Here is a 13479-nt window from a genome sequence, read left to right as displayed (position 1 = left end):
ACCCAAACTCAAACACCGATTCACTGGTTTCAATGACATTCATCAATATTCAAGTTATTAAATACCGGCGTTTACCCTTATTAAAAACCACCAAGGCGATAACATGAAAACGTTAAATAAAACGACGATTCATGCCGGAATCGTCAACCGGCGCCACGCCGCGCCACTTCAACCGCAACACGTCTCGTCAAGGAGCGTCGCATGTCCGATGCCAGCTCGTCCTCCTCCCGCGCCGCCGCCCCGTCGGCCGCGGCTTCCGCGCCGAAAATCGGCGTCATTCCCGCCACGCTGATGGTCGCGGGCAACATGATGGGCTCCGGCGTCTTCATGCTGCCCGCGAACCTCGCCGCCACCGGCGGCATCGCGATCTTCGGCTGGCTGATCACCGTCGTCGGCGCCGTGTCGCTCGCGCTCGTGTTCGCGAAGCTCGCCGCGATCGACCCGGCCGCCGGCGGCCCGTACGCGTATGCGCGCAAGTCGTTCGGCCCGTACATGGGCTACCAGACCAACCTGATCTACTGGCTCGCGAACGTGCTCGGCAACGTCGGCCTCGCGGTCGCCGGCCTCGGCTACCTCACGCATTTCTTCCCGGTCCTGAAGGACCCGCTCGTGTTCGCGCTCGCGCAGATCTTCGTGATCTGGCTGTTCACGTACGCGAACATCCTCGGGCCGAACGTCGTCGGCCGCGTGCAGTCGGTCACGACGATCTTCGCGCTCGTGCCGATCCTCGGGATGGCCGTGTTCGGCTGGTTCTGGTTCAGCAAGGACGTGTATTTCGCCGGCTGGAACGTGTCGGGCACCAACAGCTTCAGCGCGATCGGCGCGACGCTGAACTTCACGCTGTGGGCGTTCATCGGCGTCGAGAGTGCGTCGGTATCGGCCGGTGTCGTCGAGAACCCGTCGCGCAACGTGCCGATCGCGACCGTCGGCGGCGTCGTGCTCGCGGCCGTCTGCTACGTGCTGAGCTCGACCGTGATCATGGGGATGATCCCGAACAAGGCGCTGCTCGCATCGAGCGCGCCGTTCGCGGATGCCGCGCGCCTCGCGCTCGGCGAGTCGGCCGCGAACGCGGTCGCGATCTGCGCGGCGCTCGGCTGCCTCGGCTCGCTCGCGGGCTGGACGCTGCTGGTCGGCCAGACCGCGAAGGCGGCCGCCGACGACGGCCTGTTCGCCGGCGTGTTCGCCCGCGTGAACTCGAAGAACGTGCCGTCGGCCGGCCTCGCGATCGTCGCGCTGATCATGTCGGTGCAGGTGCTCGCGACGATGTCGCCGAGCGCGAGCGAACAGTTCGGCAAGATCGCGTCGATCGCCGTGATCATGACGCTGCTGCCGTACATCTACTCGTGCATCGCGATCAAGGTGCTCGGCTACGGCAAGATGCCGTCGCACCAGTTCACGTTCTACACGATCGTCGGCCTGATCGGCGCCGTCTACGCGCTGTGGGCGATGGTCGGCTCCGACGGCCAGCAAACGCGCTGGTCGCTGATCTTCGTCGTCGCGACGATCGTCTTCTACGAGCTGTCGATCAACCGCCAGCGCGAGATCGAGGAAACCCATATCCATCCGGGCGGCCGCTCGCCGCGCTGGGTGCGCTATCTCGCACTCGGCGTGACCATCGCCGCGCTCGCCGCCACCTTCTGGATCTCCGTGGGCCGTCACCAGGCCGACACCCTTCACGCGCGCTCGCCGGCCGTTGCCGCGAGCGTCCAGGCAACCCAGCAAACGGGGGAATGACACATGACTGCTTCCTTGACCCAACCGGCCTTCCGCCGCCTCGGCATGAAGGCGCTGCTCGTGCAGCACGACATCGACGAACGCACGGCCACCGGGCGCGCCGCGACGGCGCTTGCCGAGGAACTGCGCACGCGGCTCGTCGACGTCGTGATCGCGACGTCCGCCGACGATGCGTGCGCGGTGGTCGCCGCCGATCCGGCGATCCAGTGCCTGCTGCTCAACTGGGAACTCGGCAACGACGCCGACCACGCACCCGCGCAGGCCGTGCTCGACGCGATGCGTGCACGCAACGCGACCGTGCCCGTGTTCCTGCTCGCGAGCCGCGCGAGCGCGTCCGCGATTCCGGTCGACGCGATGCGCAAGGCCGACGACTTCATCTGGATGCTGGAGGACACCACCGCATTCATCGGCGGCCGCATCGTGGCCGCGATCGAGCGCTACCGCGAAACCGTGCTGCCGCCGATGTTCCGCGCGCTCGCGCAGTTCTCGCGCGTGTACGAATACTCGTGGCACACGCCCGGCCACACGGGCGGCACCGCGTTCCTGAAATCGCCGGTCGGCCGTGCGTACTTCGAATTCTTCGGCGAATCGCTGTTCCGCTCCGACCTGTCGATCTCGGTCGGCGAACTCGGCTCGCTGCTCGATCACTCGGGCCCGATAGGTGAAAGCGAACGCTATGCGGCGCGCGTGTTCGGCGCGCATCGCACGTATCACGTGACGAACGGCTCGTCGATGTCGAACCGCGTGATCCTGATGGCGAGCGTCACGCGCAACCAGGTCGCGCTGTGCGACCGCAACTGCCACAAGTCGGCCGAGCACGCGATGACGATGTCGGGCGCGATTCCGACCTACCTGATTCCGTCGCGCAACCACTACGGGATCATCGGGCCGATCATGCCCGAGCGGCTGACGGCCGCCGCCGTGCGCCTCGCGATCGACGCGAACCCGCTCGTGCGCGGCCGCGACGGCATCGACCCGACGCCCGTGCATGCGCTGATCACGAACTCGACGTACGACGGCCTCTGCTACAACGTCGCGCGCGTCGAGGCACTGCTCGGCCAGAGCGTCGATCGATTGCATTTCGACGAGGCATGGTACGGCTACGCGCGCTTCAACCCGATCTATCGCGACCGTCACGCGATGCACGGCGATCCGTCGCAACACGACGCGAGCAAGCCGACCGTGTTCGCGACGCAATCGACGCACAAGCTGCTCGCCGCGCTGTCGCAGGCATCGTTCATTCATGTTCGCGACGGCCGCAACCCGATCGAGCACGCCCGCTTCAACGAGGCGTACATGATGCATGCGTCGACGTCGCCGAACTACGCGATCATCGCGTCGAACGACGTGAGCGCCGCGATGATGGACGGCCCCGGCGGCGAGGCGCTGACCACCGACGCGATCCGCGAGGCCGTCGCTTTCCGCCAGATGCTGGCGCGCCTGCATACGGAATGCGCGGAGAACAACGACTGGTTCTTCAACGGCTGGCAGCCCGACAGCGTCGTCGATCGCAAGACGGGCCGGCGCGTGCGCTTCCACGAAGCGGACGAGACGCTGCTCGCCACCGATCCGTCGTGCTGGGTGCTGCATCCGGGCGACACGTGGCACGGCTTCGGCGATATCGAGGAAGACTACTGCATGCTCGACCCGATCAAGGTGTCGATCGTCACGCCGGGCGTCGCCTCGCACGGCGGGCTGATGCCGGTCGGCATTCCGGCGTCGGTCGTCACCGCGTATCTCGACCGGCACGGGATCGTCGTCGAGAAAACGACCGACTTCACGATCCTGTTCCTGTTCTCGCTCGGCGTGACGAAGGGCAAGTGGGGCACGCTGGTCAACACGCTGCTCGACTTCAAGCGCGACTACGATGCGAACGCGCCGCTCGAACAGGCGCTGCCCGAACTCGTCGCGCGTTATCCGGAACGCTACGGCAAGCTCGGCCTGCGCGATCTGTGCGACCTGATGTTCAGCGCGATGAGCGACCTGAAGACGACCGAGATGATGTCGCGCGGCTTCTCGACGCTGCCGAAGCCCGACTACAGCCCGGCCGAGGCGTTCGAGCATCTGGTGCACAACGACATCGAGATGCTGGAGCTCGCGGAGATGGAAGGCCGCACCGTCGCGACGGGCGTCGTGCCCTATCCGCCCGGCATTCCGCTGCTGATGCCCGGCGAGAACGCGGGGCCGGCCGACGGCCCGCTGCTCGGCTACCTGAAGGCGCTCGAGCAGTACGACCTGCGCTTCCCCGGCTTCACGCACGACACGCACGGTGTCGAGGTCGAGGATGGCGTGTATCGCATCGCGTGCATCAAGCAGAAGGCGCACGATACCCGCACGCGCTGAGCATGCGCCGGCCGCGGTGCATGCGGCCGTTCGGTTCAGGCGGCCGGTTGCGCCGGTAACCGGCCGCCTGCGCTGCGCCGTCGTCGGGTTGGCCGATGCATGCGTCGTACCACGGCGCGATCGCGTCGGTTGCTCGCACCGGTTTCGGAATCGCCCGGCGCGCTTCCCGCGAACGACCTGCCGCAGCGCCGCGACCGTGTCAGCCCGCGTCCGGCTCGGGCACGCGTACCGCGGCCTCGATGCGAAACAGCAGCCGGTTGTCGAGCACATCCCAGATGTCGACCTCGCCCCGCCCGCCCATCGGCAGGCCGGCAAACACGAGGCGACCGCCGATCCAGCCGGCCTGGCTCTTGAACCACCTGCGCTCGCACCAGCCGCCACGATGCAACGCGAGCCGCTTGCCGCTGCCGACATCGAACTCACGCAACACGCATTTCGCGTCGCGCGCCAGCACGCGGGCACCATCGTCGGAAAACGCGCAGGGGAAGCCATTGTCCGCGCCCGGCAATTCGCAATCGGCTTCGCCATCCGTTCGCACCGTCAGCGCGGCATCCCGGGCGAATGCACGGCGACGCCGGCCCGCGCTCACCGCGAACGGCGCATCCTGAAAGCGCACGTCGGCCATGTCGTAATCGAGCACGTCGAGCGTGCCGCCGCCGGCGAGCGGCACACGGTAGAGCCGGTTGCGGATGCGCACCCACGCTTCGCGCGCGTCGGGCGACAGATGAACCCGCTCCAGATCGTCGTACCGGCTTTCGGCGCGCCAGCACACGTCCGCGGTACCGTTCGCGGCGTCGACCCGGTAAAGCGCCGTGTTGTCCCAGTACGCGACGATCAGCGTCGACAGCGCCGCATCGGCCGATGCGCTCACCGGCACGTTGCGCAGCCCGTCCGTGGCAGTCGCTTCCGCTTCGTCCGGCACGAATGGACGCGGCAGTTCGAACGACGCGACCACCCGTCGCCGCGCAAGATCCCAGATGTCGCAGAATCCTTCGCCGGCGACGACCAGGCGCACGTCGCCCGTGCCGTCGCGCGTCCATTCGAGCACACACGCACGACGGGCCGCAACCGCCCCGGCAAGCGGCGACTGCGACGCTTCATGCGCCGATACCGATTCAGGCACCGGCGCGGCTTCGGCCTGCGCGCCCGCTTCGGGCGCCACGTAATCCGGCGGCACGTAGTCGGGCATCGGCGTTCGATGCCGGGCGCGCCACGCAGCGAGCCACGCCTGATAGACATATCGACGGCTGCCGTCCGTGCCGACATCGGGCTGTTCGAGACGAAAGGCGGCCGGATCGACACCCGGCAGCGGCACGAGTTCGGCACCGTTGCAATAGACGTAGACCCGCGCACGATCGCGCGCGAAATACTCGGAAAGAAACGTGAGCGTCGCGCCATCGACACCGCGGCGACACGGCTGGTTGCCGTGCAGCAACCGCCCCTGCCCGTCGCGCAGGAAGCCGTGCCCGACGAATTCGGCGCTTGCGCCATCGAACCGCGCCTTCACTTCCTTGCCGAAATAGAACAGGCGGCCGCCGTCGCGCAGATAATGGTCGCCGATCGCTTCGACCCGGGCAGGATCGATGCCGCGCTTGCGTACCAGCATGCACAGCACGCCATGGCGATCCTTCGCATAGGTATCGTTCAGGACTTCGAAGGTGTTTCCGTCGACTTTCGCGGCTTCCGCATGACCGCGCCACTGCTTCAGATAGCAATGGTCGCCGGCCTGATACCACGGCCCGGCCACTTGTCGCCACTGGGCGGGATCGCCCGGCAGCGGGCCGCCGCGGAGAAAGCCGGTGTGGTAATCCGAGTACGAATAGAGTCGCGACCGGTCGGCGATGAACGAATCGCCCAGCCACCGGACCGTCGCCGCATCCGGTTCGAGCAGCGGCAGGTCGTGCAGATACACCTGGTTGCCGACTACCCGGTACCCGCCGCCAAGTTCTTTCTCCGGCGTGTCTGCCGCAGCCTGCCCGACCAGCGTGTGCCACCAGTAGCCTTGCAGTTCGGGGCGTGCGGCAAAAAACGGCGACCAGTCGCGTTCCCACTTCTCGCGCGGGCCAGGATCGATCGCGTGCCCGTATTGGTAAGGCCGCACTCGGTCGGTCGCGAGATCCTGCGCGACATCGGCCGCGCTGACGAAGCTCGCCGCATCGGCGCCTTCGAGCGCCCGTCCGCCATACCAGACCCGCTGCGCATCGACCAGATACGCGCCGACCCACCGCAGCGTCGCGGGATCCGCGCCGCGCATGCGCTTGCCGTAGTGATACAGGTAGCGGTCGTCGTGCCCCCATGCATCGTTCAGCAGCCGGAAGCTCGCGGGCGACGCGCCGGCAAGCTTGCGGTTCTGGAAGTAGACATGGTTCGCGTCAACGGCATGCGATTCGTCCAGCCGTCGAAACGTCGCGGCATCGACGTCGAGCACGGTGAAGCGCAACCACGTGAACGTGCACGCGTACGCACGCACGCCGTCCGTCGCCAGATACTGGGACAACGGCCGGAAGCCGTCGATCACGATGCCGTCGATGAGGTTGCCGGCACGGTCCCGCAACGGCTCGTCATGGCAGTACACGTGCGTGGCGTCGCGCGTGAAGCCGAATCCGAGGTTCTCTCTGAGTGTCATGTTGTTGGTCTATTCCGCTTTCGTCCGGAATGCCCCGGGCAGGCGATGCGCCGCCGGGTACGAAAGCCGCCACCGCGCGGATGCGCGGCGCTCAAGCGTCCTGCGATCTTACGCCACGACTCATCCCGCGCCGGTACGCGGCCGGGCTCGTCGCCGCGACGCGCCGGAAATGCCGGCGCAGCGATTCCTCGGAACCGAACCCCGCACGCGCCGCGACCTGCGCGAGCGACAGCGCGGGATGCGCTTCGAGCATGTCCTTCGCGACATTCACGCGTTCGCGGATCAGCCACGCGAGCGGCGACATCCCCGTCGCGTCCGCGAACTGACGCTGCAGCGTGCGCGTGCTCATCGCGGCCTGCGCGGCGAGCGACGCAAGCGTGTGCGGCTCGGCCGCGTGCGCGCGCATCCAGTCGATCAGCTTCGCGAGCCGGTCGGTGCCGCCCGGCGCGACCGGGCGCGGCACGAACTGCGCCTGCCCGCCGTCACGATGCGGCGGCAGCACGAGGCGCTGCGCGACCCGGTTCGCGATCGCGCCGCCATGATCGCGGCGCACGAGATGCAGCAGCATGTCGAGCCCCGCCGCCGATCCGGCCGATGTGATCACCTGCCCTTCGTCGACGTACAGCGCATCGGGATTCACGCGCAGCGCCGGATAGCGCGCCTGCAGTTTCTCCGCATAGCGCCAGTGGGTCGTCACCGTGAGGCCGTCGAGCACGCCGGCCGCGGCCAGCACGAACACGCCCGAACAGATCGAGCAGAGCCGTGCGCCACGGCGATGCGCGGCCCGCAGCTTCTTCAGCAACGGCTCCGGCGGCAGTTCGTCCGGATCGCGCCAGCCGGGGATCACGATGGTGTCGGCGCGATCGAGCGTCGCGAGCCGATACGGCGCGGCGACCGTGATGCCGCCCGCCGCGCGCACGGGCCCCGGCTCGCTCGCGCAGACCGCGAAGCGATACCAGTCGACCCCGAGCTCGGGGCGTTCGAGGGCGAACAGTTCGACCACGCAGCCGAATTCGAACGTGCAGAGTCGATCGTAGGCGAGCGCGACGACGAGATGATTGTGCATGGCGCGATGTTACCGGAACTTGTCGATCGCGCCACTGCCGCGAAACGCGCCGAACCGCGATACTGCCCCTCATTCCACCGCGTTCCGCGCAATCTTCAGGAGAACCTGCCATGTCCTACGTCACCGACGTGCCCGCCGCCGACAGCCCCGCCGCCCTCGCGCATTTCGAGGCATCGCTGCGCTTCGAGACCGATTGCTGGGACGTGCACGACGCGCTCGCATCGGGCACGCCCGATTTCGTGCTGCTCGACGTGCGCGGCCCCGATCAGTTCGCCGCCGGCCACGTGCCCGGCGCGCGCAACCTGCCGCGCCGCAAGATCATCGAGAGCAAGCTCGCCGGCTATCCTGCCGGCACGCTGTTCGTCGTCTACTGCGCGGGCCCGCACTGCAACGGCGCCGCGCGCGCGGCGATCCAGCTCGCGCGCCTCGGCCGGCCGGTCAAGCTGATGATCGGCGGTGTGACGGGCTGGCTCGACGAAGGTTTCGCGCTGAGCAACGAAGTGCAGCCGGCGGACGCCGAAGCCGGCTGATCGTCATTAAAAACGCAACAATCAATTGCTTGGCCACGGCCTGCACGCAAACGGAAAAAGCGCGACAATCAGTCCCATTGCAGTTCGGATGGAGCAGCAACATGCAGAACGCAGTCCTGATTCAAGTGGCCGGTTCGGTGGCCGCGATCGCGATCTATTTTCTGCCGGCGGTCATTGCCGACCGGCGTGGCCGGCACGACAAGCTGACGGTCGCGATGTTCAACGCGCTGTTCGGATGGACCGGCATCGGCTGGCTGATGACGCTGTATTGGGCCTGCCAGCCGAACCCGCGCACCGATGTCGCGCAGACGATCCTCGCGAAGCGCCGCGGCATCAGCATGCGGACCTTCTCGACCGGCCTCGTCGAACGCGTGCAGCGCCGCGTTGCCGCCCAGGAGCAATGGGCGGAGAAGCAAGGCTGCCGTTAAGTCCCTCTTTCCCCTTCAGCGTGGCGCGTCGAACTTCGGCATCCTGACGTTGGTCGACGCGCGGTAGTCCCACACCAGCCCTTCGTGCGGCGGTACGCCGCCCGCACGCAGCCACGCCCCGAACGCCCCCGCCGTCACCGCCCGCGCGATCCGCTCGCCCGGGCAACCGTGCGGCCCCGTGCCGAAGCCGAAATTCGGCCTGGCCGCGCGGTCAGGCATGAACCGCTGCGGGTCGCGATGCACGGCCGGGTCGCGGTTCGCGGCGGCGAGCACGACGAGAATCGCATCGCCGGCTTCGACGGCCACGCCTTCGATCGCCGTGCGCGATGCGACGAAGCGGCGCGTGTTCTGCACCGGTGAATCGAAGCGCCCGACTTCGGCAACGAATGCGTCGAGCGCGGCATCGTCCGGCGTGACGCGCGCGGCGCTCGCCCCCGCTTCCCCGTTCCACGCCACCAGCGTATTGCCGAGCCACGCGGCGGTCGCCTCGCAGGTCTGCGACAACAGCCCGACGAGATTCGCGACCAGCGCACCGCTCGCCTGCCAGCCCGACGCGCGGGCCGCCTGCTGCACGGCGGCGACGAGCGTGCCGTCGTGCGCATGCGTCTGTGCGACGTGCTCCGTCATCCGGTCGAGCAGCGCTCGCGCAGCGTCGCTCGCGCGGGCCAGTGCCACGGCATCCGACAAGGGCGACAGCGCGGCGACGAAATCGACGACCTGCGCCGCGATACCGTCGAGCTGTGCCTCGTCGAAGCCGAGCAGATCGGCAACCGCGCAAACGGGCACCGTCATGCACCACGCGTTCAGCGCGCCGGCATCGTCCGGCGCCGGCAAGCGCCGCGCGGCAATCCGCGCGGCACGGTCGCGCAGCGCCGCCGTGTCGATCGGCGCGAACGCCGTGCGCAGCGCCTGCTTCGGCACGTCGTGCCGCAACGCGCCGTCGTTCATGCGCACCAGCTCGCCGAACAGCGCGCCGGCCGTCGTGCCGCGCAACGCGGGCGGCACCGGGGCGTCCAGCGGGCGAACGCGGCAGGCCGGGTGGCCGAGCACGGCCGTCACGGCGGCCGCGCGGCTCGCGACCCACAGGCCGAGCGTGGCGTCGAACGCGAGCGGCGGCCCGTCGACGAGCGCCGCATAGTAGGGATAGGGATCGCGGTGCGTGACCGCTGCGATGGGATCGGTCGGGTTCATGCAGACAGTATCCGTGCAACGCACCGCCGCATGTTTCGGGCTGACGTGAAATGTCGCGGCGCGGAGACCGGGCGTGGCTGCCTTACGACGACAGATGATCGTCAGGCCGCCGACCGGTAGCGATGCGACTGCATGCGCATGCGGACGCGCCCGGCCGAAATCGCGCGCGGCTCGGGCACCACCGTGTCGTGCGGGAACATTTCCTGCCGGAATTCGCCGTTTTCGTCGAACCACTGGCAGATCAACCAGTCGCCGTCGTCGAATACGACCGGCCCGGCATAGGTGACGGTCATGCGCGGCCCGCCCGTCTTCAGCGTCACGACATCGCCGACGCGAAACCTGACGCGTTGATTTTCTCGGTTTGTCATCGCTCTCTCAGCATTTATATATATCGATATTCCCGGCGGACCACCCACTGTTCTTTCGAACGTGCCGCAGATTATCAATCAAATAATCAGCCGGCAACTCCCGCGTTCAAAAACATACTGACCGAGGAAATGCAACAATGCGCGGCATCGACGCGCACGGCGATCGCCCGATCCCCCGGTCCCGCGTGGTTTGTACGCCGGCGCCGGTCGAACGGCCGGGAATGCGGAGAATAGACGATGTATTTTGCGTCGTCAGCGACGTTTAATTGAGACGCGAAATCGGTTGATTATTGTCAATCAGCTTTCGATTGGAAACGATCCCACCATTTATCTGCGCTCATTCCCCGAACAAAACCGGCGAATTATCGGGTGACGCAAACCAGCGGTTGATATCGCGCCCGGGCACGGCAGCTTGCGTAAACGTAAACGTGCCGTCCTGCGCCATCTCCTTCGCCGCGCGCAGAAAGGCGCCGAGCGCGGCCCGCGCCAGCGCGCCGCCGACGCTCACGCGCTTCACGCCGAGCGCCGCCAGCGCGTCGAGGCTCAGCAATCCGCCCTGCAGCCCCATCACGACGTTCACGGGCGCGCCGACCGCCTGAGTCACCGCCGCGATGTCGCCCGCATCGGTGATGCCCGGCGCGTACAGCACGTCGGCGCCCGCGTCGCGATAGGCGACGAGCCGCGCGATCGTGTCGGCGAGGTCATGGCGGCCATGCAGGTAGTTTTCGCAGCGCGCCGTCAGCGTGAACGGGAACGGCAGCGCGCGTGCCGCGTCGACGGCCGCCGCGATACGCTCGATCGCCGCTTCGCGTGCGTAGATCGGCGCGTCGGCGCGGCCCGTCGCGTCCTCGATCGAGCCGCCCACCGCGCCGGCCTCCGCCGCGAGCCGGATCGTTTCGGCCACCGTGTCGGGCGCGTCGCCGAAGCCGTTCTCCAGATCGGCGCTGACGGGCAAACCGCCCGCGGTAACGATCTCGGCGATGTGATCGAGCATCGCGTCGCGGTCGATCGCGTTGTCAGGCTGCCCTTTCGAAAACGCGTAGCCGGCACTCGTGGTCGCGAGCGCCTCGAAGCCGGCCATCGCGAGCAGGCGCGCGGTGCCGGCGTCCCACGGGTTCGGGATGATGAAGGCGCCGGGACGCGCATGCAGTGCGCGGAAGGCTTCGGCTTGGCGGGCTTGCAGGTCGGAACGGGTCATCGCGGACTCCGGAAGGAAGTTGACGACCGAGCTTACGCCGGTCGTGCACGCGACGTTTCAGCGTTCGCCGAAATGTCGTCGCGCGATCGGGAAAACCCGGCACGCCGACTGTACGCCAGCCGCCGGCAACGAGCGGGCCGGCGCCGCCGCCTGCCCGTCGCCGGCCCACGGTCGTTCAGATCGAGGCGGTCGGCCCGCCGTCGATGCCGAGCAACACGTCGGTGACGGCGTCGGAGAAGCGCATCGCGCGGCCGTCGATCAGCACGTCGTCCGGATTCGACGGGTCCCGCGTGGCGTGCGGCACGCCGTGCGCGAGCAGCACCCGCGCGCAAGCCTCCCAGTCGGCAGCGCCGACCTGCTCCGGTTCGTTGACGGATGCCCACGACAACGTGCCGAGCGCGTCGCTGCCGAACCCGTGCAGGTCGCGCCAGTTCGCGCCGTGCGCGAGCAGGAACGCCAGCAAGTCCGCGTCGCCGCGGAACACCGCGTGATTCAGCGCGCTTGCGTCCCAGTCGCCGCCCCGCGCGGCGATCGGCCAACCCAGTTCGACCATGACCTTCACCGCGTCGCCCGAACCCCACGCGGCGGCGTCCGGCAGCAACCGCAGCCGTTCAGCGGGCAGCGCGCCGGGCAGTTCGGGACGCCGCGCTTGGATGCGCCGCGCCTCGTCGGCATCGGCGCGCGCGCAGGCCGCCACGAATGCGTCCGCCGCGTCGAGCGCCTCCTCCGCGCCGGCCGCACGCAACAAGGCCGCGACGTCGGACAGCCCGGTCTGCATCGCCAGCCGGTAGGCGCTGATACCTGTCGGCGTTTGCACGCCGGGATCGGCGCCGGCCGCCAGCAGCGCGGCGACGTGGCGCGCCGAGCAGCGCACGCCGATCGCCCGCAACAACGGTGCGCCCCAGGTCTGCGCGAGCCCCGCGCCGGGCGGCTCGTTCGGGTCGCCGCCATGCGCGAGAGCAGTTCGAGCGCATCCGCGTCGCGCATATCGAGCGCGCGCCGCAACGCATTCGTCCCGCCCACCCGCGCGCCGTGTTCGAGCAGCACCCGCGTACAGGCCGGATGCTCCACCGAGTGATACAGCGATTCGCCGTCGTTCGGGTCGGCGCCAGCTTCCAGCAGCATCGCGGTGAGAACCGGATCGCGATTGACGCCTGCCGCGCCGTACAGCGCCGACAGCGGCCCCGCTTCGTCGGGTTCGGCGAGCGAGGCCGGCGCAAACCGGTTGCCGATCCGCTGGTTCGGATCGGCGCCGGCATCGAGCAGAAGACGCGCGCAAGCGCGCAGCCTGGCGGCAAACTCGGGAAGCCGCCCGAGCCGCGAATGCGTGACGGCGACCAACGGCGGCAGCTTCAGCGCGCCGCCGGCACGCGCGATCCAGCCCGGATCGGCGGCCAGCGCCGCCTGCACGGCGTCGAGATCGCCGGCCGCGCACGCGACGGTCGAATCGACTGCGATAAGATCCGGATGGTCGAGCAGCAATTGCGCGGCGACGCGCGGCCGGGGCGCGCCGTCGCCGCCGGTCACGTCGCCCCCGTACGCCAGGTCGAGCCAGCGCCGGATCAGTTGCGAACGCTGTTGCCCCGCCAGCGCATGCGTTTCGACGAACGCGCCGAGATCAGCCCATGACGCAAAGCCGTACTCGCGCGCGATGCAGGATTGCGCGTCATGCAGCCGAAGCCCGAGCGCGAGCGCTTCGTCGTGCGTATGGTTCGCGGCGGCAGGAAGAAACCGGACAAAGCGCGCGACGGCATCGGCGTCACCTTGCCGGTACAGGCGCAACAATGCCTTGGCCTGCTTTTTCAGATGATCGGGATTGGCCTTGGGAGGCAGCTTTTTCATGCGAATCCTCGTGCAGTGAATGGCCGAAGGTCCGCAATACCGCCAGCACAAAGGACAGGGGGAAAGCTGAATTTGCTGCGACAGGTGGGTTCAACCCTTTCCGCGGACCCGGAAGCGACTTGCATCGCTGCCCGGTATCCTAGGCGACGGCCG

General features: G+C 68.3%; 9 protein-coding genes and 1 pseudogene. 4 read left to right on the top strand and 6 right to left on the bottom strand.

Going from position 1 to position 13479, the window contains the following annotated elements:
• Positions 1-201 precede the first annotated feature (201 nt).
• A complete protein-coding gene (adiC, locus tag CFB82_RS22290; protein WP_069252177.1) occupies positions 202-1734 on the top strand; it encodes an arginine/agmatine antiporter in 1533 nt (510 codons plus the stop codon).
• 3 nt (positions 1735-1737) lie between these two features.
• On the top strand, positions 1738-4077 hold the full coding sequence (locus CFB82_RS22285) for an Orn/Lys/Arg decarboxylase N-terminal domain-containing protein (RefSeq protein ID WP_089485307.1): 2340 nt from the start codon (positions 1738-1740) through the stop codon (positions 4075-4077).
• Positions 4078-4276: 199 nt separating this feature from the next.
• Here CFB82_RS22285 and CFB82_RS22280 read toward each other — a convergent pair whose 3' ends face one another.
• Positions 4277-6703, bottom strand: a complete 2427-nt coding sequence (locus CFB82_RS22280; RefSeq protein WP_089485306.1) for a DKNYY domain-containing protein — start codon at positions 6701-6703, stop codon at positions 4277-4279.
• A 91-nt stretch (positions 6704-6794) separates the two neighbouring features.
• On the bottom strand, positions 6795-7769 hold the full coding sequence (gene ftrA, locus CFB82_RS22275; RefSeq protein ID WP_089485305.1) for a transcriptional regulator FtrA: 975 nt from the start codon (positions 7767-7769) through the stop codon (positions 6795-6797).
• Positions 7770-7879: 110 nt separating this feature from the next.
• Between ftrA and CFB82_RS22270 the strand changes: the two genes are divergently transcribed.
• Both CFB82_RS22270 and CFB82_RS22265 read left to right on the top strand, forming a co-directional pair.
• Complete coding sequence (locus CFB82_RS22270) at positions 7880-8299, top strand: rhodanese-like domain-containing protein (protein WP_069252181.1); 420 nt, start codon at positions 7880-7882, stop codon at positions 8297-8299.
• Positions 8300-8400: 101 nt separating this feature from the next.
• A complete protein-coding gene (locus CFB82_RS22265; RefSeq protein WP_011354384.1) occupies positions 8401-8727 on the top strand; it encodes a superinfection immunity protein in 327 nt (108 codons plus the stop codon).
• Positions 8728-8742: 15 nt separating this feature from the next.
• On the opposite strand, the gene CFB82_RS22260 is transcribed toward CFB82_RS22265, so the two are convergent.
• The 4 genes and pseudogenes from CFB82_RS22260 to CFB82_RS22245 form a co-directional block, all read right to left on the bottom strand.
• Complete coding sequence (locus CFB82_RS22260; RefSeq protein WP_089485304.1) at positions 8743-9918, bottom strand: cytochrome P450; 1176 nt, start codon at positions 9916-9918, stop codon at positions 8743-8745.
• A gap of 101 nt (positions 9919-10019) precedes the next feature.
• Entirely contained in the window at positions 10020-10286 is a 267-nt protein-coding gene (locus CFB82_RS22255) for a YodC family protein (RefSeq protein WP_011354382.1), read from the bottom strand.
• A 337-nt stretch (positions 10287-10623) separates the two neighbouring features.
• On the bottom strand, positions 10624-11484 hold the full coding sequence (locus tag CFB82_RS22250) for an isocitrate lyase/PEP mutase family protein (RefSeq protein ID WP_089485303.1): 861 nt from the start codon (positions 11482-11484) through the stop codon (positions 10624-10626).
• A gap of 175 nt (positions 11485-11659) precedes the next feature.
• Positions 11660-13326, bottom strand: a pseudogene (locus CFB82_RS22245) (ankyrin repeat domain-containing protein).
• Between the last annotated feature and the right edge of the window lie 153 nt (positions 13327-13479).

It is taken from the genome of Burkholderia sp. HI2714, from assembly GCF_002223085.1.
GTDB classification, from domain to species: Bacteria; Pseudomonadota; Gammaproteobacteria; order Burkholderiales; family Burkholderiaceae; genus Burkholderia; species Burkholderia lata_D.
The sequence above is the reverse complement of the archived record's forward strand: the minus strand, read 5'-3'. Positions and strand labels throughout refer to the sequence as shown.

What these genes read in the sequence shown, in the direction of transcription:
- adiC (WP_069252177.1), top strand. Translation starts at nt 202, where the DNA reads ATGTCCGATGCCAGCTCGTCCTCCTCCCGCGCCGCCGCCCCGTCGGCC.
- CFB82_RS22285 (WP_089485307.1), top strand. Translation starts at nt 1,738, where the DNA reads ATGACTGCTTCCTTGACCCAACCGGCCTTCCGCCGCCTCGGCATGAAG.
- CFB82_RS22280 (WP_089485306.1), bottom strand. Translation starts at nt 6,703, where the DNA reads ATGACACTCAGAGAGAACCTCGGATTCGGCTTCACGCGCGACGCCACG.
- ftrA (WP_089485305.1), bottom strand. Translation starts at nt 7,769, where the DNA reads ATGCACAATCATCTCGTCGTCGCGCTCGCCTACGATCGACTCTGCACG.
- CFB82_RS22270 (WP_069252181.1), top strand. Translation starts at nt 7,880, where the DNA reads ATGTCCTACGTCACCGACGTGCCCGCCGCCGACAGCCCCGCCGCCCTC.
- CFB82_RS22265 (WP_011354384.1), top strand. Translation starts at nt 8,401, where the DNA reads ATGCAGAACGCAGTCCTGATTCAAGTGGCCGGTTCGGTGGCCGCGATC.
- CFB82_RS22260 (WP_089485304.1), bottom strand. Translation starts at nt 9,918, where the DNA reads ATGAACCCGACCGATCCCATCGCAGCGGTCACGCACCGCGATCCCTAT.
- CFB82_RS22255 (WP_011354382.1), bottom strand. Translation starts at nt 10,286, where the DNA reads ATGACAAACCGAGAAAATCAACGCGTCAGGTTTCGCGTCGGCGATGTC.
- CFB82_RS22250 (WP_089485303.1), bottom strand. Translation starts at nt 11,484, where the DNA reads ATGACCCGTTCCGACCTGCAAGCCCGCCAAGCCGAAGCCTTCCGCGCA.